This is a genomic window from Desulfotignum balticum DSM 7044 (assembly GCF_000421285.1).
Taxonomy (GTDB): Bacteria; Desulfobacterota; Desulfobacteria; order Desulfobacterales; family Desulfobacteraceae; genus Desulfotignum; species Desulfotignum balticum.
Map to the genome: position 1 here is coordinate 4,629,677 of NZ_ATWO01000001.1, position 19,326 is coordinate 4,649,002.

Annotated in this window: 24 protein-coding genes; 12 read left to right on the forward strand and 12 right to left on the reverse strand. The window is 51.2% G+C overall.

The features are described from left to right. Window positions 1–19 precede the first annotated feature (19 nt). From phnC to K365_RS0123105, 3 genes are all read left to right on the forward strand, one after another. Entirely contained in the window at window positions 20–853 is an 834-nt protein-coding gene (gene phnC / locus K365_RS0123095) for a phosphonate ABC transporter ATP-binding protein (protein WP_024336514.1), read from the forward strand. A 119-nt stretch (window positions 854–972) separates the two neighbouring features. Next, on the forward strand, window positions 973–1,143 hold the full coding sequence (locus tag K365_RS28945) for a hypothetical protein (protein ID WP_245569251.1): 171 nt from the start codon (window positions 973–975) through the stop codon (window positions 1,141–1,143). A gap of 99 nt (window positions 1,144–1,242) precedes the next feature. Then, complete coding sequence (locus tag K365_RS0123105) at window positions 1,243–1,509, forward strand: glycerophosphodiester phosphodiesterase (protein WP_337833256.1); 267 nt, start codon at window positions 1,243–1,245, stop codon at window positions 1,507–1,509. A 36-nt stretch (window positions 1,510–1,545) separates the two neighbouring features. Here the strand turns inward: K365_RS0123105 and K365_RS0123110 are convergent, their stop codons facing one another. The 6 genes from K365_RS0123110 to K365_RS29535 all read right to left on the reverse strand — a co-directional run bounded on the left by K365_RS0123110 (window position 1,546) and on the right by K365_RS29535 (window position 4,246). Further along, window positions 1,546–1,881, reverse strand: coding sequence for a hypothetical protein (locus K365_RS0123110; protein WP_024336516.1), 336 nt, complete (start codon window positions 1,879–1,881; stop codon window positions 1,546–1,548). 80 nt (window positions 1,882–1,961) lie between these two features. After that, entirely contained in the window at window positions 1,962–2,429 is a 468-nt protein-coding gene (locus tag K365_RS0123115; protein WP_024336517.1) for a GNAT family N-acetyltransferase, read from the reverse strand. A 207-nt stretch (window positions 2,430–2,636) separates the two neighbouring features. Next, window positions 2,637–2,906, reverse strand: a complete 270-nt coding sequence (locus K365_RS27645; protein WP_084489998.1) for a DUF3781 domain-containing protein — start codon at window positions 2,904–2,906, stop codon at window positions 2,637–2,639. A 109-nt stretch (window positions 2,907–3,015) separates the two neighbouring features. Next, window positions 3,016–3,531, reverse strand: a complete 516-nt coding sequence (locus K365_RS0123120) for a DUF6125 family protein (RefSeq protein WP_024336518.1) — start codon at window positions 3,529–3,531, stop codon at window positions 3,016–3,018. A 122-nt stretch (window positions 3,532–3,653) separates the two neighbouring features. Beyond that, the gene (locus K365_RS0123125; RefSeq protein ID WP_024336519.1) at window positions 3,654–4,046 is read right to left on the reverse strand and encodes a VOC family protein; all 393 of its coding nucleotides are present in this window, start codon (window positions 4,044–4,046) and stop codon (window positions 3,654–3,656) included. Beyond that, a complete protein-coding gene (locus tag K365_RS29535; RefSeq protein WP_353740186.1) occupies window positions 4,043–4,246 on the reverse strand; it encodes a helix-hairpin-helix domain-containing protein in 204 nt (67 codons plus the stop codon). Before K365_RS29535 ends, K365_RS0123125 begins: the two co-directional genes overlap by 4 nt. A 242-nt stretch (window positions 4,247–4,488) precedes the next feature. Here K365_RS29535 and K365_RS29190 point away from each other — a divergent pair, with 242 nt between their 5' ends. The 4 genes from K365_RS29190 (at window position 4,489) to K365_RS0123140 (ending at window position 6,475) form a co-directional block, all read left to right on the forward strand. After that, entirely contained in the window at window positions 4,489–5,331 is an 843-nt protein-coding gene (locus K365_RS29190) for a phage integrase N-terminal SAM-like domain-containing protein (protein ID WP_156887778.1), read from the forward strand. 5 nt (window positions 5,332–5,336) lie between these two features. Then, window positions 5,337–5,750 carry a tyrosine-type recombinase/integrase gene (locus K365_RS29195; protein ID WP_281167803.1) on the forward strand — a complete coding sequence of 138 codons (414 nt, stop codon included), beginning with the start codon at window positions 5,337–5,339 and terminating at the stop codon, window positions 5,748–5,750. Between the two features lie 165 nt (window positions 5,751–5,915). Continuing rightward, a complete protein-coding gene (locus tag K365_RS0123135; protein ID WP_024336520.1) occupies window positions 5,916–6,161 on the forward strand; it encodes an Arc family DNA-binding protein in 246 nt (81 codons plus the stop codon). Beyond that, window positions 6,158–6,475 (forward strand): PIN domain-containing protein, encoded by a 318-nt coding sequence (locus tag K365_RS0123140; RefSeq protein ID WP_024336521.1) that lies wholly within the window; start codon window positions 6,158–6,160, stop codon window positions 6,473–6,475. Before K365_RS0123135 ends, K365_RS0123140 begins: the two co-directional genes overlap by 4 nt. On the opposite strand, the gene K365_RS29540 is transcribed toward K365_RS0123140, so the two are convergent. The 4 genes from K365_RS29540 to K365_RS28570 all read right to left on the reverse strand — a co-directional run bounded on the left by K365_RS29540 (window position 6,465) and on the right by K365_RS28570 (window position 8,890). Further along, on the reverse strand, window positions 6,465–6,665 hold the full coding sequence (locus K365_RS29540; RefSeq protein ID WP_211221165.1) for a TOBE domain-containing protein: 201 nt from the start codon (window positions 6,663–6,665) through the stop codon (window positions 6,465–6,467). The genes K365_RS0123140 and K365_RS29540 overlap by 11 nt on opposite strands. After that, the gene (locus K365_RS29200) at window positions 6,666–8,060 is read right to left on the reverse strand and encodes an ATP-binding cassette domain-containing protein (RefSeq protein WP_051147899.1); all 1,395 of its coding nucleotides are present in this window, start codon (window positions 8,058–8,060) and stop codon (window positions 6,666–6,668) included. 64 nt (window positions 8,061–8,124) lie between these two features. Beyond that, window positions 8,125–8,700, reverse strand: coding sequence for an extracellular solute-binding protein (locus K365_RS26135; protein ID WP_051147900.1), 576 nt, complete (start codon window positions 8,698–8,700; stop codon window positions 8,125–8,127). After that, window positions 8,675–8,890, reverse strand: a complete 216-nt coding sequence (locus K365_RS28570; RefSeq protein WP_051147901.1) for a hypothetical protein — start codon at window positions 8,888–8,890, stop codon at window positions 8,675–8,677. The genes K365_RS26135 and K365_RS28570 overlap by 26 nt, the downstream gene beginning before the upstream one ends. Window positions 8,891–9,210: 320 nt before the next feature. Here K365_RS28570 and K365_RS0123155 point away from each other — a divergent pair, with 320 nt between their 5' ends. From K365_RS0123155 to K365_RS0123170, 4 genes are all read left to right on the forward strand, one after another. Beyond that, a complete protein-coding gene (locus tag K365_RS0123155) occupies window positions 9,211–10,266 on the forward strand; it encodes an ABC transporter ATP-binding protein (RefSeq protein WP_024336522.1) in 1,056 nt (351 codons plus the stop codon). Between the two features lie 98 nt (window positions 10,267–10,364). After that, window positions 10,365–11,636, forward strand: coding sequence for an ABC transporter substrate-binding protein (locus K365_RS0123160; protein WP_029725734.1), 1,272 nt, complete (start codon window positions 10,365–10,367; stop codon window positions 11,634–11,636). An 80-nt stretch (window positions 11,637–11,716) separates the two neighbouring features. Then, window positions 11,717–12,595 carry a carbohydrate ABC transporter permease gene (locus tag K365_RS0123165; protein WP_029725735.1) on the forward strand — a complete coding sequence of 293 codons (879 nt, stop codon included), beginning with the start codon at window positions 11,717–11,719 and terminating at the stop codon, window positions 12,593–12,595. Then, a complete protein-coding gene (locus K365_RS0123170; RefSeq protein WP_024336525.1) occupies window positions 12,592–13,413 on the forward strand; it encodes a carbohydrate ABC transporter permease in 822 nt (273 codons plus the stop codon). The genes K365_RS0123165 and K365_RS0123170 overlap by 4 nt, the downstream gene beginning before the upstream one ends. Window positions 13,414–13,442: 29 nt before the next feature. Here K365_RS0123170 and K365_RS0123175 read toward each other — a convergent pair whose 3' ends face one another. Then, window positions 13,443–14,759, reverse strand: a complete 1,317-nt coding sequence (locus K365_RS0123175) for a radical SAM protein (protein WP_024336526.1) — start codon at window positions 14,757–14,759, stop codon at window positions 13,443–13,445. An 85-nt stretch (window positions 14,760–14,844) separates the two neighbouring features. After that, a complete protein-coding gene (locus K365_RS0123180) occupies window positions 14,845–17,289 on the reverse strand; it encodes a putative bifunctional diguanylate cyclase/phosphodiesterase (protein WP_024336527.1) in 2,445 nt (814 codons plus the stop codon). A gap of 218 nt (window positions 17,290–17,507) precedes the next feature. Here K365_RS0123180 and K365_RS0123185 point away from each other — a divergent pair, with 218 nt between their 5' ends. Further along, complete coding sequence (locus K365_RS0123185; RefSeq protein ID WP_024336528.1) at window positions 17,508–19,316, forward strand: GGDEF domain-containing protein; 1,809 nt, start codon at window positions 17,508–17,510, stop codon at window positions 19,314–19,316. The last annotated feature ends 10 nt before the right edge of the window (window positions 19,317–19,326 follow it).

The window sequence follows — 19,326 nt, forward strand, 5'->3', positions numbered from 1 at the left end:
GGAACAATAAGGAGATACCATGAAAATTACCCACTTGACCAAACAGTTCGGCACAGTTACAGCCGTCAATAAAGTATCCTTTGCTATTGACACCCCCCAGATGGTCGGGATCATCGGTCCTTCCGGGGCCGGTAAATCCACGCTGCTGCGCATGATCAACCGGCTCACCGATGCCTCCGGCGGCAGCATCGAGATGAACGGCCGGGATATTCTTGCGCTGAAAGGAAAAGAAAAACGAAAATGGCAGCGGGACTGCGCCATGGTCTTCCAGCAGTTCAACCTGGTACCCCGCCTGGATGTGGTGACCAATGTCCTGCTGGGCCGGCTCAACGGATATTCCACAGTGAAAAGCCTGTTCAGTATTTTCGGCAAAGAAATGGTGGATGAAGCACTGACTGCCCTGGACCGCCTGGGGATTGCCGGCCAGGCCCTTCAGCGGGCCGAAACCCTGTCCGGGGGGCAGCAGCAGCGGGTGGCCATTGCCAGGGCGTTGATGCAGACCCCCAAAATGGTGCTGGCAGACGAACCCATCGCCTCCCTGGACCCGTTGAGCGCGGAAAAAGTCATGACCGCGCTGCGAGAGATCCGGGACCGGGATCAACTCACCGTCATCTGCAACCTGCATACCCTCGACACCGCCAGAACATACTGCGACCGGGTGATCGGCATGCTCCAGGGTAAAATCGTGTTTGACGATGTGCCGGCAAAACTGACCCCGGCCGTGGTCAAAGACATTTACGGCGCCGATACAGAGCTCAATGAGTCCGTGACCTCCACCTCGATGGTCACGCCGGTCAGAAAACCGAGCCCCCGCAGCCTGGCACCGGCCATGGCTGCTCTGTCAGCTGGTTGATCATCAAAGGGTTTGCCGAAGAATGCCGCCGTCCGTCAGTCCAGAGCAATCGCTGATGATCCCCATGAACAGGAAGTGATGGACTGGATCGAAACCGTTTCTGAATCAGACGGCTGGACGTGGGATCATGGAAAAGCCCTGCATATCAGAACGAAAAAATGCCCTTTCTGGAAGAGGTCATCGCCACCATTCCGGATCAGGGCGGACTGATCGTGGAAATCAAATGCGGGCCTGAAATCCTGCCGGTCTCCAGCAGATTGCGGCAGACACCCCCAAAAAAGACCGGTTGATCTTTATCAGTTTTGGATGGGAAACCATTTTAGCCGCTAAAAACAGGTTTAACAGATAAAATCAAGACATGTGCCGATAACGGGCTCAACGGCATTGACCTGTACTATAAAATAATTGACGCTGAAATGATTGAACAGGCGCATCGATCCGGACTGGAAATCCTGTGCTGGACAGTCGACGATCCGGTAAAAGCCCGGCAATTGATTGATCTGGGGGTAACCGGCATTACAACCAACAGACCCGCTTGGCTGAAATCAAACGTCACCCGGGGCTTTCATGGAGGACCAGGAACCGCGATGCGCAATCCTGTGTCTGAAGCGTTTAAGCTGACGGGCCGCGCCAAGGTGCTTGAAAAAGGCGGCTGAGCTTCTCGCGGTCCCGTCCAGTGATGGGTTCGGTGATCAATTCTGTTTGATTAGACCTCTTGACGTCAATAATTCTTCAACCAAATCTCCATTTTTCACTGTGAATCCGATATCAACCCATTGATTTTTCAAAACCATCTTAAAAATCCTGTCTCGGCTTGGACGATCGTTGTCATTTGGAAACCACACTTTAAAACTACCAGTGCCATGAATTCGCCACTTTCCACTCTTGAGTGTGGGCTTAAGCACAACAACACTTTCAATATCTGCTATTTTAACAACCTTTTTTTTACACGTCGGAAAGTAATAGTTAAAAAAGGTGATATTCTCGTTTGTTATACAAACTAATTCATCATTATACGTTGATTTCATATATGTGCTTCTCCAACCGAACGTTCCGGCTCACCGGACCCGGACCTGCGCTGTTTGCGGGGTCCGAGTGTAGCCGGTGGTTATTTCACGATTTCTTTTTTGTACTCAAACAACTTGAACGCATTATTTGGATCTGGCTGAAATTCACCAATCTTTGTATAACCAAACTTTTCATAAAAGTGGTGGTTTCGATAGGCTTTATATGGTGTTGCAAGTGTCCAAGCTTTTGCGCTGCTATATTGTTTTTCAATTAACTCCACTGTCATGGAGCCAATTCGCTTGTTTTGATATTTTTCAGAAATGAAAAAGTACTTTATTTCTATCAGTTCTTTATATGATGGGATGATGCAAATGCCACCAGCAAGCTCATCATTGTATTGAATTTTATAATAATGGCCTTTTTCAATTTCTGATTGATGCCAAGCTAACGACTCAATTCCCGGAGGATAAGAGCCGTACTGCTCATAATCACCAGTAAAAGCCTCAACACTGATTGATTTCAGCATTTCTGCATCCTCAATTTTTGCCAAAGAGAGTGTAATCGTCAATTTTATTCCCTGCTGTTTAAACCGTGAATTCATATGACATATCGCACATAACGCCGTCTGTCACCTGCCGGAAGGGGAGTGCAGATTATGCAAATGGCAAAAAGGTTGAAAAGCTTCAGGCTTGGCCAAAGCCAAGGTAGCCCGCCCCTTCCGGTCTGAGTGTACAGGCTTGTTAGCGAAATTATTTTTGATTCTTCTAAAAATAGTTCACCTATTGTCAATTTTCTTTGCGGTAATAATAGTGAAAGAGTGTGCATTTACAGTTAAAATAGCATTATATTCGAAACATTTGAAATAATGATTTTTCCCCTTTGTGTCTATATTTTCAAGAAGAGTCGACAAAATAATTTTTTTCAAGAATATTTCTGTTTCACTATCTGAAAAGCGGACGATTTCCAGATTTCTCCTTATTCTCGAAAATCCTAAAGGGGTATTTCTGAATTTATCGGCTATTGATGTTCTTAAAGTTTCGTTCATTTTTTTTTGCTAACGCCGAAAATCATCGGCAAAATAAAGATGCAGAGTGAAGCGATGAAGCTTTATTTTGTCCGAGTGAATTTGAATGGTTATACCTATTTTACTGTTTTTAGAAAAAAAATTGTATATACCCTGAACAATCCCCATTATGATGCATGTGACATAGGTTAATCTCTGGGGAAAACTTATGTTTTATTCCAAGTTCTTCAAGCCAGCATTTGATTCTGTAAAGTACACCACATTCATACTTGCCTATGGCACCTAATCTTTTTACACCTTCATAGGCAAAGCATTTTCCTTGATTAAATACCCATGTCATTTTGTTCTCTTCAGAAAAATTAAAGCTAACATTCATAAAATCAGGTATTATCAATTTAGAAGCTTCAATAAAAAACACCTTAAATTCTTCAAAGTTTTCAATGTCTTTCTTAAATCCCAAAACACTCCTAATTCTTTTTAGTTCAATTGAAGACATTGATTTAATGGCGGATTTATTAATTTTATTTGTTGTCTCAATCCCAAATTCTTGCAGGCAATGAAAAAACCACATACCGTCATGTGTCATCCAACACTTATTTAAAAGATCAATTGTTTCTTTTTTGGTAATAGCATCACTTGGTTTCAAAACTACCGCCTCCTTCACCTCAGTTTATTGTAACTTTACATCATAACGTTGCAAATAACCGGCTGGGAAAAGGCGCAGAGCGAAGCGGCGCGGCTTTTCCCAGTCCGAGTTAATTTGCCTTGTTAGCCGCCAATTGGTGTACACAGCTCAATTATTGAGCCCTCAGCGGATCTGACATACCCAACAACTTGCCCCCAAGGTTTTTCTTCCGGCTCTTTTATCGGTAATGCACCGGCTGAAACGGCTTTTTCATATGCTGCTGAAACATCTTCGGTTACAAAAGCCAGCTCAATTCCTAAGGGTGTGTCATTGATATTTGATTTTGTATATTTGCCGCCCAAGTTCATATCACCCATTTCGTGGGAAGCAAAAGCTAATATTGTTTCGCCTGTATCCAACTCCCCATAGGCTTTAGATTCGTGAACAAATTTAACGTCAAAACCAAAAGCCCTATGATAGAACTCCAGCGTTTCCACGACTGAGGACACGTATACAATTGTATAACCATATTTCATTTTGTTTCTTCCATTTTTAAAGTTTTCTTTCTCTCATCTGTGAATGCCCACCATGGTAGTGGTTCACCGCTTTCCATGAAATGAACAATAGATATAAACGTGTCAATGACACAGGGATCATGCCTTTCCTCTGATACTGTGCAAAGTTGATCGTATAGCCCAAAGGGTTGCTTTCCAATCAACTTTTTCGGATGATCAATCGGAGCTTATCCGCAATTGCCCTTCCAACATTTGGAAGGTCTTCAAGTCGTGAAATTGTATCTCTGTCTGGATTTTTCATGATTTTCCTTACGGCTAACGATTAATAGTATCATGACGTAAAAATCCAATTCAACCTCTGGTTCCAACCCCTTATATTTTTCTTGTTGAACTGTCAACATAAATTATATATATTGATTATACGCTTCGACATATAATTATTAATGTTTGGAATATTACGACAGTGACGCACGAAAGAGCCGACCTGAAAGATTTTTTTAATACCCAGGGAATCAGTCCGCAGAAAACAACCTATTACATTGGATGGCTGGATCAATTTTTCCAATTTTACAACGGCAGCATAGATGAGGTTTCGAATGGAGATGTAATCGCTTTCAATAATTTTCTGTTTCAGAAAGGAATGGCAGAATGGCAGATCATGCAGGCCCGGGAAGCGGTATTCCTGTATATTGAAAAATTTCTGAAAAAAAAGATACTGTTTTCAGAACCGGACAAAGAGCGTTCCGATTCGGGACATATCCAGACATGGACGGAAGCCAAAGAGATTTTCATAAACCGCATGAGGCTGCGCCACTATGCCTATAATACCGAAAAAACCTATCGGGAATGGATCAGACGATTCCTGCTGTATACCCGCGTAGAATCTCCTCGCACGGCAACGCCCGGGCATGTAAAACGATTTCTCACCTATCTGGCTGTGGAAAGAAAAGTGTCTTCGTCTACCCAGAATCAGGCGCTCAACGCATTGCTTTTCTTGTATCGTGAGGTATTGGGAATAGAATTTGGCGATTTCAGAAACACGATCCGGGCAAAACAAAGCAAACATATACCTGTGGTGCTTTCCAAGGAGGAAATAAAAATACTGTTCCGTCATCTTTCCGGCATACACCTGCTGATGCTGAAACTGATCTACGCCGGCGGCATCCGCCTGACGGAATGTGTCCGATTACGGGTCAAGGATCTTGATTTTGACAATCAGGCCCTGATCATTCGATCAGGGAAAGGCGACAAAGACAGAACCACCCTTTTTCCGGAATTTCTTCATCCCCCCTTGAAGCCCACTTGAAAGAGGTGAAAGCGATACATGACCGGGACCTTGCCAATGGGCATGGTGCTGTTTATCTGCCGGAAGCCCTGGAACGAAAATATCCCAATGCCGGCAGAAAATGGGCATGGCAGTATGTATTCCCTGCCGGTAAACTTTCGGTCGACCCGGGAAGCGGCATCGTCCGTCGTCATCATGTCGGCCAGCAGGTATTGCAGCGGGCCATGAAAGCCGCTCTGAAAAAGACGGACATCGCCAAGGCGGCGAGCGTTCACACTCTTCGCCACTCGTTTGCCACGCGCCTGCTTCAGTCCGGATATGATATCCGCACCGTCCAGAATCTTCTGGGCCACAAAGATCTGAATACGACCATGATCTACACCCATATATTGAAGCGGGGTCCCGGCGGGGTCATGAGCCCGGCTGAATTTTTGAGGTGAAGTCCCGGGATAAATCGGCATTCAGGGAATTTGCCAATACTGGCATTTTCCCTGAATGGTTATGTATCGTTGTTTCTTTTTTTGGATGTTCAAAATTGACTGCCACTGGCTCATGTGATATTGCAACCAATAGTTGCACAATAAAACTTTCGAAAAGGAAGCGACATGCCAAATATAACCATCCGGGAAATTCCTGATGTTTTATACCAGGATATTAAAAAAATGGCGGAGGAGGAACGAAGGTCCATCAACAGCCAGATCATATACAACCTTTCTCAATATGTGAAAAATGAAAAATCCACAGAACAGAGACTGGCGGAGGTACGAAAATTGCGGCAGGCCATAAACGTTAAAGATTTCCACCCCACACAGGAACAATTGAAAGAAATGGTTGAGGAGGGCAGGCCGTGATAGTTGTGGACACCAATATCATCAGCTATCTTCTCATTCCCAATGATTTATACAACCCCCTTGCTGAAGCGCTTTATCAAAAGGACAGCCGGTGGAGTTCACCGTTTTTATGGCGGTATGAATTCATGAGTGTATTGAGCATCTATCTGCGTAAAAACCTTATTGATGCGGTTGGATGCAAATCGCTCTACAAGGAGGCAGTGGACTTGGTTGCATCAAGGCTGATGCCGGATTTTGATGCGGTAACCGGAATTACAACCAACCGGCCCGCCTGGCTGAAATCAAAAATCAACCGGGAAGCTTTCACTGTTTAAGAGAAAGCACGATGCGCAACCCCGTGTCCGGATCAAAAAAATGGCAGTGTTTCCATAAAAATCCCAGGTCCACAGTATCTCCCGGAGACAGGCGGCTGTATTCTTTGCTCCGGATGATCAGCGGCTGTTTGCCGGAGCCGCACTGGATATGGTACAGACTGTCCGACCCCAGGCTTTCTTTCAGTTCGATCTACCCGGAAAACCGGATATCCGGAGTGACAGACCCGTCCACCACAAACAGGTGCTCCGGCCGGATTCCGCACACACAGGGGCCGGTTACAGCCGGTTCAAAGGACAGCGGCAGAGCCGAACCTTTCTCCTGGATCCGTCCCTTCAGATCCGTTCCCCGGTCCAGGTGCGGCTTCGACAGATCATTAAGCCGCAGGTGGGGTCCGGTGAGATCCCCGGCCAGGAGGTTGATTTCAGGGGACCCGATAAATTTTGCCGTAAACAGGGTCTCAGGCTGAAAAAACACCTGGTCCGGGGTGCCGAGCTGTTCGATCCGGCCCTGATTCATGACCAGTATCCGATCCGTCAGGGTCATGGCTTCCACCTGATCATGGGTCACATAGATCATGGTGGTTTTCAGGGTCGCATGCAGTTTTTTCAACTCCACCCGCCTGGATGCCCGGAGCTTGGCATCCAGGTTGGACAAGGGTTCGTCAAACAGAAACACGGATGGCTTGCGCACGATGGCCCGGCCCATGGCCACCCGCTGGCGCTGCCCCCCGGACAGTTCCCTGGGTTTGCGGTCCAGCAAATCCTCCAGCTGCAGCAGCCAGGCAGCGCGATTCACCCGATCCCGGATCTGCACCTTTGACACTTTCCTCAATTTCAGGCAGTAGGCCATGTTGTTGAACACACTCATGTGGGGATACAATGCATAGTTCTGGAACACCATGGCAATATCCCGGTCTTTGGGTTCGATGGTGTTGACCGTATGACCGTTGATGCGGATTTTTCCGCCGGATACCTGCTCAAGGCCCGCGATCATCCGCAGCAGGGTGGATTTGCCGCACCCGGACGGGCCCACCACCACCAGTACGGGCGGCAGCTGGGCCAGCAGGGTGTTGAGCATTCCCAGGTCGGCCACCACCGCAAAAGTGGGTATGATGCGAACCTCCACCGGCAGCATCAGGGTGATAAAGATCATCCAGAAAAAAAACATCCGGAACCTGAAATCAAAATACACAATGGCAAATGCGGATAAAATGGAGATGACAATTTTTCCGAATGCAATGGACAAGGCCATGATCAGGCTGTTGAACAGCATGATCCATACCGGCTGTTCCCGGGCATTTCCTACGCCCTGGAACAGGGCCTGGGCCATGCGGACCATGTCGTGGCTGGCCGCCACAAAAGTGATCCACAACGGAAACCCGATGACAATGGCCATGAGAATCACAGACTGACCAGCCGATCCCCCCAGGTCCAGGCCGATGAATCCATCATTGTAAATCTTGTACACCAGAATCTGGGTGGCCTGGGATGCGGGCCAGATAAAAAACACCAGGGTGATGAGCACCTGGGGCAGCACCAGCAGATACGGAAGAAAAGAAGAAGAAAAATGGACCCGCTTGATCATGAAAACCTGTTGTCTCCGGTTCAGGAAACAGCTGTTTCCTGAACCGGAAATAGTTTAAAACCGTTTATTTGTTGGCTTTCTCAAATTTTTCCAGCAGGCTGTTGCCTTTTTCCACGGCATCATCCATGGCATCGGCAGCGGTTTTGATGCCGTTCCAGACGGCTTCCAGCTCATCATTGATGATGTCACGGACCTGGACAAAATTTTCGAACCGCACCCCCCTGGAATTGGGGGTGCGGGTGTTGAGGTTCAACTGCCGGATGGCGGTGTCCGTGCCGGGATTATCCTTGTAAAATCCCTGTTTCTTTGACAATTCCCAGGCGGCTTTGGTGATGGGCACATAGCCTGTTTCCTGGTGCCACCAGGCCTGGACTTCGGGTGAGGCCTGGTAGTTCATGAACATGGCCACGCCTTTGTAGTCTTTTGCCTCCCGACCTTTGAGGGTCCACAGGGTGGCACCGCCGATGATGGAGTTCTGGGGAGAATCGATCAGTTCCGGATCATAGGGCAGCATGGCCTGGCCGAATGCAAATTTTGCCTGTTTTTTCATACCCCCGTAATAAGCGGATGAGTTCAGCCACATGGCGCATTTCTCATTGATGAACAGGGGCAGGCTATCCCCCCGGCGGCAGAAACGCATTTTTATCCAGGGTGAACCCATGGTCGTTCATCACATCCTCGATGGGATACACCGCACCTTCTGCCGCCATCATGGTGGCGGTTCCCACCTCGAACACCTGGACGATATGGGGCTGCTGCCCGGCCCGGAAGGCGGCAATGGCAGCGGTCATGGTTTCGGTATAGTTGCCCTTGTACACCGGCACCACCATAGACGGATAATATTTATAAAATATATTGAACCGGCTAGGGTTGTATTAAAATACCGGCATTATGGGAGAATGGACATGCATCCAGAACAGACAGTCAATACCAAAGATCCACTGTTCAACTATATATACAAGATAACCGTTTATAGTCCCTGATATCAGTTCCGCCAAGTTTGGAGAATCATCTGTCTGAACGCTTATTGAATGTTAATGGGTGTTTAATAAAAGCTGAACATCTTCATTTTATAAAGGCGGTGAACTGCAAAGGCGCAAATGATTTATAAATCCGGCACCCAATTGACCGTCTGCCATGGAGAAACCCCGTGAGCCGCATCGAAATCCGCAACCTGACAAAATCATGGGGCCCTGTCAAAGGGGTGGATCAGGTGTCGTTTGCGATTCCCGAAAAAAGCCTGACCGTGCTGCTGGGGCCTTCGGGCTGCGGTAAGTCAACGGTGCTGCGCCTGATTGCCGGTCTGGAAACCGTATCTTCCGGAACCATCTGCATCGGGGACAAAGAGATCACTCACGAGGACCCTGCTCGCCGGGGGGTGTCCATGGTGTTTCAATCCTATGCCCTGTTTCCCCACCTCAGCGTCCGGGAAAACATCCTGTTCGGGCTGAAGGTGAGGCGGGTGCCCAAAGCCAAACAGCAGGCAAGGCTGGCAGATGCCGCCCGCATGGTGGGGCTCCAGGACCTGCTGGACCGGCGGCCGTCCCAGCTGTCCGGGGGGCAGCGCCAGCGGGTCGCCCTGGCAAGGGCCATCGTGTCCCGCCGCCGGGTGTGCCTGATGGACGAACCCCTGTCCAACCTGGATGCCAAACTCCGGGCCGAAATGCGGGGGGAGATCCACCGGCTCCAGAAGGAGATCGGGCTGACCATGATATATGTCACCCATGACCAGGTAGAGGCCATGACCATGGCGGACCAGGTGATCCTGCTCAACTCCGGCCGGGTGGAGCAGGCCGGCCCGCCATATGTCTTGTATGACCGCCCGGAAACCACGTTTGCGGCCCGTTTCATGGGATCGCCGCCCATGAACCTGCTGACGCTGAACGGTGAACAGGCGGCCGCTGCCCTGGCAGACCTTCCTTCTGACCGGAAGAAGGAACCATTTCACCGCCATCAGGGGATGCTAGGGGTACGGCCGGAACATGTTTTTATCGGTGACACCGGACTGCCAGCCCGGATTGTCGCCGCGGATTACCTGGGATCGGAAACCATTGTCCGCATCCGGCTGGATGACCAGGTCCTGTTTGCCAGAACCGGCAAAAGGATCCCCCCGGGTCCTGAGGCACAGATTTATATCAGCTGGCCCAGGGAAGCGGTCTGTCTGTTTGACAAAACCGGCAGGCGGTTACCGGAAAATGTTTTATAACCTTTTGAATTTTGTGCAGGATGCCGTGCCTTCAGGGCACGGCCGTCAGTAAAAAATGAAACCAACCCACTTTGTAAAGTTGTAAAGGAGAAAAAAAAATGCGTCAAAAAATGCATTTGACGGTGATGGGGCTCCTGCTGACTGTCTGCCTTATGGCAGGCACGGCAGCGGCCAAACAAACGGAACTGACCATGTATTATCCTGTGGCGGTGGGCGGGCCCCTGACCCAGGTGATCGACGGCATGGTGGATGAATTCATGGCCGAAAATCCCGGTATCAAGGTCAACGCCATTTATGCCGGTAACTACAATGATGCCCGCATCAAGGCTTTGGCAGCCCTGAAAAGCGGCCGACCGGCCCAGCTGTCCGTGCTGTTTTCCATTGATATCTATGAACTGATCGAACAGGATGCCATTGTGGCCTTTGATGATGTGGTCCAGACGGCCGAGGAAAAAGCGTGGCTGGATTCGTTTCATCCCACCCTCATGGAAAACGGAAAAACCGGGGGAAAGACCTGGGGAATCCCGTTCCAGCGGTCCACCATTGTAATGTACTACAACAAGGACCTGTTCAAGCAGGCCGGTCTGGATCCGGAACAGCCCCCGGCCACCTGGGACGAGATGGTGTCCATGGGCAAACAACTCACCGCGTCTGACCGGTGGGGAATCATGATCCCGTCCACGGGCTACCCCTACTGGATGTTCGGGGCTTTGGCCATGCAGAACGGACAGGTGCTCATGAACGGAGACGGCAATGCGACCTATTTTGACCACCCGGCCGTCATCGAAGCCCTGCAGTTCTGGAAGGATCTGGGGGGCAAACACGGGGTGATGCCCGCCGGCACCATCGAATGGGGCACCCTGCGCCAGAACTTTCTGGAGGGGAAAACCGCCATGATGTGGCACTCCACCGGCAACCTGACTGCAGTCAAAGACAATGCAGATTTTGACTTCGGTGTGGCCATGCTGCCGGCCAGCAAACGGCGGGGCACGCCCACGGGCGGCGGCAACTTCTATATCTTCAAGCAGACCGCACCGGATGAACGCAGGGCCGCCATGCAGCTGATCAAATTCATGACCGGCCCGGAAAATTCCGCCCGATGGTCCATGAAAACCGGCTATATGGGGGTCAGTCCGGCAGCTTACAATACTGAGGCACTCAAAGACTATGTCTCAGAATTCCCCTATGCCGCCGTGGCCAGGGACCAGCTGGATTATGCCACGGCTGAACTGTCCACCTATCAGACCGGCCGGATCAGAAAAACTCTGGATGATGCCATCCAGGCGGCATTGACCGGCGCCAAGGCACCGGAAGCCGCCCTCAAGGAAGCCCAGGGGGTGGCCGACCGGCTCCTGAAACCTTACCGTTAACCCCAACCATTTCCTGTTCCGTGCCGGGAATGAAACCCGGTCCCGGCACGGAACAGGTTAACAGGAAAAAAAGGCGCTCCATGCTGCTCCCCCGGAAAAATCACGTGCATGCCTGGCTCCTGCTGATGCCGGCGGCCATCCTGCTCATCGCCTTCACCCATTATCCCACGGTGACCACGGTGGTGAAAAGCCTGTTCTCCAAGGGAACGGCCATCCGGCCATCCCGGTTCACGGGCCTGGACAACTACGGGATGATGATGGCAGACCCCGTGTTCTGGAAGGTGCTGGGCAACAACCTGTGGTTCGCACTGGGGACCATTCCCACCTCCATCGCCCTGGCCATTCTCATGGCCCTGTTTGTGAACCGGGCTCTGCCCGGCCGGTCCCTGGTGCGCATGGCCTACTTCACCCCCACCATCCTGCCCATGATCGCCGTGGCCAACATCTGGCTGTTTTTCTATACCCCGGATATCGGCCTCATCGACCAGATCCTCACGGGGGTAGGCCTTTCCGGCCACAACTGGCTGGGGGACCCGGCCACGGTGCTGCCGGCCGTCATGGTCATGACCATCTGGAAGGAAGCCGGGTTTTTCATGATCTTTTACCTGGCCGCCATGCAGAATATCCCGCCGGAACTCAAGGAAGCCGCCCGCCTGGAAGGGGCCGGGCGCTGGACCTATTTTTTCAGGGTGATGTTTCCTTTGCTCATGCCCACCACCCTGTTTGTGTTCATCAATGCGGTGCTCAACTCCTTCAAGCTGGTAGACCATCTGTTCGTCCTCACCAAGGGGGGGCCGGACAATGCCAGCAACCTGCTGCTGTACTATATTTTTGAAACTGCGTTTTCCTATTTTGAAACCCATTATGCCGCAGCCCTGACCGTGGTGCTGCTGTTGCTGCTGGCAGGCATGGCCCTGGGCCAGTTCTTTATCCTGGATAAACGGGTGCATTACCGATGACACGCATTCTGGACACTTTTCAAGCGTACCTGGAGATCACGGCAGCTTGGGTGCTGGCCCTGCTCTGGATCTCTCCGCTGGTCTATGCTTTCTGGGCCGCGTTTCATCCCGGGGCCTATGCCGTCAATTTCACGCTGGGCGCTCCCCTGACCCTGGACAATTTTGCCGAGGCCCTGTCCCGAGCTCCTTTTTTGCGGTATGCCGTCAATACTGTGGTTCTGGTGACCCTGATCCTGTCCTGCCAGCTTTTGCTATGCACCCTGGCTGCCTATGCCTTTGCCCGGTTTGATTTTCCGGGGCGGCAGGTGGTATTTGCCCTGGTGCTAATCCAGCTGATGATCACCCCGGAAATTCTCATCGTGGAAAATTACGTCACCCTGTCCCGCTTCCGGCTGGTGGACACCATCACCGGCATCGGCCTGCCCTACATGGCCAGTGCCTTTGGTATTTTCCTGCTGCGACAGGCATTCAAATCTACTCCCAGAGAACTGGAAGATGCGGCCCGCCTGGAAGGGTGCGGCACCCTGGGGGTGATGTGGCGGGTATATGTGCCCCTGGCCCGGCCCACATACCTGGCCTATGCCCTGGTATCGGTGAGCCACCACTGGAACAATTTTCTGTGGCCCCTGATCATCACCAATTCAGTGGAGACCCGTCCTTTGACCGTGGGCCTGGGTATTTTCGGGGCCCCGGAATCCGGGGTCAACTGGTCCATTGTATCGGCCGCCACCCTGCTGTCCGTGGCCCCGCTGCTCATCGCATTTCTTCTGTTTCAGCGCCAGTTTGTGCAGTCCTTCATGTATGCGGGTATTAAATGATGTGACCGCACCATGCGGGTCCGTCTTTCTTAACAGGTCTTCGGGCCGGTGGGTGCAAACCAGGCAAGCCGGGATAATGCCGACGGTTTTCGGCCGTTGAAATATCCGCAGGCTGCATAATACCGCAGGTCTTTCTGCCACAGAGAGAAAAAACGCGGATCATGAGAGATCCGTTTCAGCACCCTTTTCGGGCGGTGCAGGGCATCCAGCAGGGGAGAAAACAGTTCGGACGGATCCCTGAAGCATTCCCAGTCACACTGGCGACAGTCCGGCACCGGGTTCAAGGCATGCAGATCCAAATCCGGAAAAGGCCCCAGGTCTTCACGGCCCCGGTACCCGCAGGGGTAGGTGTGGCCGTCATCGGAACCGATGAAAAAATAATCTGTGCCGCCTCGGCATCCGGCCGTTTCCACTGCCGGACCGGGGGACGGAAGCAATGCCTGATGCTGGGCAATGAGGGTATGCAGGGCACTGAGGGGGGTGAAGATGCGCAAATAAGGCCGGTGACGGGTCACATTGGCGGCCAGGGCCTGGTAGAGGGCCACTTTTTCTTCCCGGGTGAACCGCACCACGGCCTCCCCGGCCGTGGCCGCATACACCGCCTGGAGCCCGTCTTCCGAACCAGTGTCTTCAATGCTCATGGGATAACAGGTGTTGGCAATGGTGAATCCCATCCGGGTCACCTGCCGGAAAAACCGGTCAAATGCGGCATGAAACCTCTGGTAAAACGCTTCCAGATACGCGGTGTCACTGGAAAAACCTTTCCGGTGAAGGTCCCGGGTCGATGGACCGCCCACCAGGCGGTTGATGCCCAGGTTCACCGACGGAAATATGCCGGCATCATGAAAAATGGGAATGGCCGTCTCTATCCCCCGGACCACGTCCGGCAGCCCCCGCATCTGTTCATGCACCTTTGGCACGGCAGAATCCAGACTGATCCAGAAATTTCTCAAAGGCGTTGCCGCCAGTTTGTCTGCCATGGCCTTGATCCGGTCCCTGAAACCCGGCTGTCGGCTGCCGCAGAACAGAAACCCGTTGGTACCGGTGCGGATATAAGGGATGCCGGCCCGGCCGGCATGGGAGATCAATTCCATGACCAGGTCCAGGTACAACAGGGGTTCCCCACCTGTAAATGAAACCGCCTGAACCCCTTTTTCCCCGGCCGCATCCAGGAGCTGCCGGATGACATCGGCTTCCAAACGGGTTCGGCGGATATCCGCGGTCTTCCGCATGCCGCACTGGGGGCATGTGGCATTGCACTGATTGGTGATCTGGATGACCAGTTGTCCGGGTACCCGGTCTTTTGCCAGGCAGGTCACTGTCTTCAAAACAGAAAGAAGCGTCATGAGTTGCGTATCCTGTTGTCCGTTTTTTTCGTCAAAGAATCAGGGCGTCTTTCCATGGGTGATCGTTTAGAGGCATTGCCATCCATCATCCATGATTTCGGGCTTCCAGGACAATCAGGCGGGGTTTTTCCCCCTTTGACCCGGGCCGGGTGTTTTCGTTCAGATATGCCGTAAAGTCCGGCAGGGGCATGGGCCGGGCATAACGGAATCCCTGCATGATGTCACAGCCTTCTTCCACAAGAAATGATTCCTGCCGCTCTGTTTCAACCCCTTCTGCGATCACGGTCATGGACATGGCTCTGGCCATGGCAATGGCTGCCCGGACCAGGGTTTTGCCCTGGGAACCGGTTTCAATGCCGTGAATCAGGGATTGATCGATTTTCAGGGTGTTGATGGGAAGGTTTTTCAACATGTTCAGGGACGAATACCCGGTGCCGAAATCATCCAGTTCGATATGAATCCCCATCTGCTGCAGCGATTCAAGGGTTGCCCGGCCGCTATCCAGATCATGGAGCAGACAGGTTTCCGTGAGTTCGAATTTCAACCGCCGGGGATCGATTCCGCTGCTTGAGATGATGGCTTTCACTTTTTCCAGAAAATGATCATCCGAAAACTGGCGGGCACTGATATTGACGGCCAGGGTAAAACCGGTCGGCAGATTCCGGCATTCCTGCAGTTTGACCAGGAGCTGGCAGGCGTTTGTCAGTACCCATTCTCCCAGAGGCAAAATGAGTCCGGTTTCTTCGGCAATGGGAATAAACAACCCCGGTGAGACCGGCTGTTTCCCGGCAGGAATCCATCGCAGCAGCGCTTCAGCACTACAGACGTTTCCCGTTCCCATAATCTGAGGCTGCAGATACAAAGAAAATTCATTCCGGGCCAGGGCTTTTTTCAAATCATAGGCCATGGCTGTGGTCCGGTCGACGATGGCCTGCCGTTTTTTGCTGAACAGACAGACCCGGTTTCGTCCCAGATCCTTGGCCTCATACATGGCCACGTCCGCACGTTTGAGCAGTTCACTGGATGTATGGACATCCCCCTTGAAAATGACCGTCCCGATACTGGCGCTGGCATGACACATATGATTTTTTTTACCCAGAACATAGGGCCGGTTCAGGGAAATCCGTATTTTTTCAGCCACATCCAGGGCCATTTTCAGGCTGGTGTCATGATGGCCGTCCAGCCATTCCAGCAGCACGACAAATTCATCCCCCCCCAGACGGGCGGCTGTATCGGTCTGACGGATACAGGCATTGAGGCGCTGGGCCACTTCAACCAGCAGAGCATCGCCGATGTCATGACCGGAAGTGTCATTCAAGGTCTTGAAGTTGTCCAGATCCAGCATGAGAACCGCCCCATACTTCTGACTTCGACGGGATGCTGCAATGGCCTGGCCCAGGCGGTCTCCCAGCAGACGACGGTTGACCAGTCCGGTCAGAGCATCGTACAGTGCCAGTTTCCTGATCTGACTTTCCGATTTTTTCCGGTCTGTAATATCCTGGACCGTGCCGGAAAGAACCTGCCTGCCGTCATGTTTTCTGACGGCTGCCTGCTGAAATATCATCAGTTCCTGTCCGTTTGGACAGATGATCCGGTATTCCATGGTAGCGGATTTTATTTGATCCACCACCCCTTTTAATGCAGCTTTCACCGCCGGACGGTCATCCGGATGAACCAGTTGAAGCGCACTTTCCTCATTGACCTCAAACTGTTTTCTGTCCACACCGCAAATGTCATAAGTCTGATCCGACCAGGTCAATCTGCGATCCGAAAACCGGTATTCCCAGTCTCCCACCCGTGCCAGTTTCTGGGCCGCTGTCAGGCGCTTACGGATATGAGTCAGAGACCTCACACTGGTTTGAAGGGAGTTGATGGTTGCCCGGACATGACGCTCCAAAGGATAAAATATGAGCCCGGCCTCCAGCAGAAGTATCAGGATGGTTGCCCCCCAGATCATGGTCTCCAGTCTTTCGATCTTTACGATGGCGGCTCTCCCGATTTTCTGATATTCATCCACGGCGGCATCCAGCATGGGTTCCAACACATGGGGGCCATAAGTGGTCAGATAGATATAGGAAAAAAATTTGGAATTGAGCACATCATGGCCGGAAAGATAAATATCTCCCGCATGATGCAAAAACCGGCTCAGCGCCAGGTCCAATCCCACGGAAGGATCATCGAAAATGATCTTCAGCCGTTCATTGGTCACTTTTGGAATGCCCTTTTCCCGGCTCCCATGGCGCAGGACATGATGTGCACCCTGCATTTTATGAATGGTCTTTCCCAGCTGAGCCCGTGCCATGTTGAATTCGGTTTCATCGTCAGTGGACACCATCAAACTGCTGAAATACGCAATGCGGTTGACAAGCCCTGACTGGTGTCCGGCCAGGTTGACCAGACTGGAAAATCCGCGCTGTTTTGATATCACGTTGTTCATGGCGATAAAGGATGCCGTCACCAGCAAGCCGATGGCGCTCAACGCCAGGATGTATCGAAGCCTTATATTTTTTACCGTTTTCAGAGAATTCATGGATGTATATTTAACCCCAACCGTTTTGTTTTATGAGTAAAACCGGACAAAAAGCCGGACGGCCCATCGACTGTTTTGATAGATAATAGCAGGGTATTGTTAGAAGACTATTTTTTTACCGCGATTCTCAACCGGAAATGAAATTTTTTTTTGCCAGGTGCTAATCATCCTGTAATAATTCCGTTTTAGGGTGATAAAAATTACTGGCAAGGAAAAAAATGACCATAAACATTTGCAGGGAAACTCTGGAAACAGGCCTTTTCACCCAGATGCCGGATCTGATGGATCCTGAATTCGTTTTTCATCCCATTGTTCACGTTCATACCGGACATCTGTTCGGCGTCGAGGCTTGGTTCTCCGGGTTTACCGGGGATAATTTTGAAATTCGGAGTGATCTGTTTGACACTGCCCGGGAAAAGGGCCTGCGCCATCAGGTGGACCTGTTTCTGCAACAGAGAATACTGACCCGGTTTTTACCGTTTCGAAAAGAAAACCGGTTCAGGCTTTTCCTTCGCCTGGATCACCGAATATGCCTGTCGCCGGATTATCACCTCGGCAGCATCCTTTCAATGATCGAACACTCAGGGCTGGTCCCTGCTGATATCTGCTTTGTCCTGCGAGTGGATCCGGATGTCATCATGGACGAGCAAGTGATTCACATACTGGACAGGTACCGGTCCCAGGGATTTCGGATAGCCTTGTCAGGATATGATATCCGCTCTCAAGGGATTCAACTGCTGGACCGAACGGCACCGGATTATATGATCCTTCACCGGGACCTTTACCGTGATTTCAGGGAGAACGCCAAAACCCGACAGATCCTGTCTTTTATGATCACCTATTCCCATCTGATGGGATGCCGGGTGATCGCCGGTGAGGTCCAGACCGAGGCGGAATTCATCCAGTGCCGGGAATTGGGGTGTGATCTGATTCAGGGGGATGTGATCCAGCCACCCGGCCATGGCCTGGATACCATCAAGTCCTGTTATGATACCATCAGGCAGATTATACGAAGAGACCGCCGGAACCATGACGATAAGCACCGTTCACTGACCGCCGGTGAAATCACTCACCTGGAACCGATATCATTCGACTGCACCGTGGTCCATGTCTTTGATCAGTTCAGAACAAATCCGGACACCTCTTTTTTTCCGGTGATCGACCCGAATGGTGACCCCCTGGGCATTATCAGGGAAACCGCATTCAAACAGTATATTTTTTCTAAATTCGGCAGGCAATTGCTGGAGAACCCCTCTTTTGGCAAAGATATTTCCCGTTTTGTAGCCAGAATCCCTGTGGCGGATGTGCACGCTTCCCTTGAAACTCTGATTGAAATCTACACCCGGTTCAATAATAATGAAGGCCTGATCATGGTGGACAACCTGAAATATGTCGGTGTGCTCAGTACCAATTCCCTGCTCAAACTGATCAATGAAAAAAATCTGACCCAGGCCCGGGATCAGAATCCGCTCACACAGCTGCCCGGCAACAACCTGATCCATGAATATTTGAGCAGCAGTCTGTCGGATGAACAAGCGGATTATCACCTGATCTACTTTGATTTCAACAACTTCAAAGCGTTCAATGACCGGTATGGATTCCGAAGCGGTGACCGGGTCATTTTGATGTTTGCCGAACTCCTCAAAAAAACCGCATTTTCCGAAAACCGGTTCGTGGGCCATGTGGGAGGGGATGATTTCTTCATGGGAATCCGAAACAGTACCTATGAAACGGTGGCAGATCAGATGGTATCCCTGGCCAGGGAATTCAAAAAGAATGTTGAAAGTTTCTATGATTTCGATACCGTGAAAAAAGGTTTTCTGTTGGCCATGGATCGGGAAGGCAAAAAACGGAACCTGCCCCTGATGACGGTCAGTGTGGCCATACTGGAACTGACTGCCGGTGACAAAAAGGGGCTGACGGTCGAAGACATGGCCAACATGCTGGCCGGACTGAAAAAAAAGGCCAAACGTTCCGATGCCGGCATTGCCAGCACCAGGGCCTTGAACAGGCAAAAATCAGGCTGAATGAGTCGGC

Excerpts from the sequence above, each read along its gene's own strand:
- phnC (WP_024336514.1), top strand. The coding sequence starts at position 20 with ATGAAAATTACCCACTTGACCAAACAGTTCGGCACAGTTACAGCCGTC.
- K365_RS0123110 (WP_024336516.1), bottom strand. The coding sequence starts at position 1,881 with ATGAAATCAACGTATAATGATGAATTAGTTTGTATAACAAACGAGAAT.
- K365_RS27645 (WP_084489998.1), bottom strand. The coding sequence starts at position 2,906 with ATGAACGAAACTTTAAGAACATCAATAGCCGATAAATTCAGAAATACC.
- K365_RS0123125 (WP_024336519.1), bottom strand. The coding sequence starts at position 4,046 with ATGAAATATGGTTATACAATTGTATACGTGTCCTCAGTCGTGGAAACG.
- K365_RS0123135 (WP_024336520.1), top strand. The coding sequence starts at position 5,916 with ATGCCAAATATAACCATCCGGGAAATTCCTGATGTTTTATACCAGGAT.
- K365_RS29200 (WP_051147899.1), bottom strand. The coding sequence starts at position 8,060 with ATGATCAAGCGGGTCCATTTTTCTTCTTCTTTTCTTCCGTATCTGCTG.
- K365_RS26135 (WP_051147900.1), bottom strand. The coding sequence starts at position 8,700 with ATGCGTTTCTGCCGCCGGGGGGATAGCCTGCCCCTGTTCATCAATGAG.
- K365_RS28570 (WP_051147901.1), bottom strand. The coding sequence starts at position 8,890 with ATGGTGGTGCCGGTGTACAAGGGCAACTATACCGAAACCATGACCGCT.
- K365_RS0123160 (WP_029725734.1), top strand. The coding sequence starts at position 10,365 with ATGCGTCAAAAAATGCATTTGACGGTGATGGGGCTCCTGCTGACTGTC.
- K365_RS0123165 (WP_029725735.1), top strand. The coding sequence starts at position 11,717 with ATGCTGCTCCCCCGGAAAAATCACGTGCATGCCTGGCTCCTGCTGATG.
- K365_RS0123170 (WP_024336525.1), top strand. The coding sequence starts at position 12,592 with ATGACACGCATTCTGGACACTTTTCAAGCGTACCTGGAGATCACGGCA.
- K365_RS0123175 (WP_024336526.1), bottom strand. The coding sequence starts at position 14,759 with ATGACGCTTCTTTCTGTTTTGAAGACAGTGACCTGCCTGGCAAAAGAC.
- K365_RS0123180 (WP_024336527.1), bottom strand. The coding sequence starts at position 17,289 with ATGAATTCTCTGAAAACGGTAAAAAATATAAGGCTTCGATACATCCTG.
- K365_RS0123185 (WP_024336528.1), top strand. The coding sequence starts at position 17,508 with ATGACCATAAACATTTGCAGGGAAACTCTGGAAACAGGCCTTTTCACC.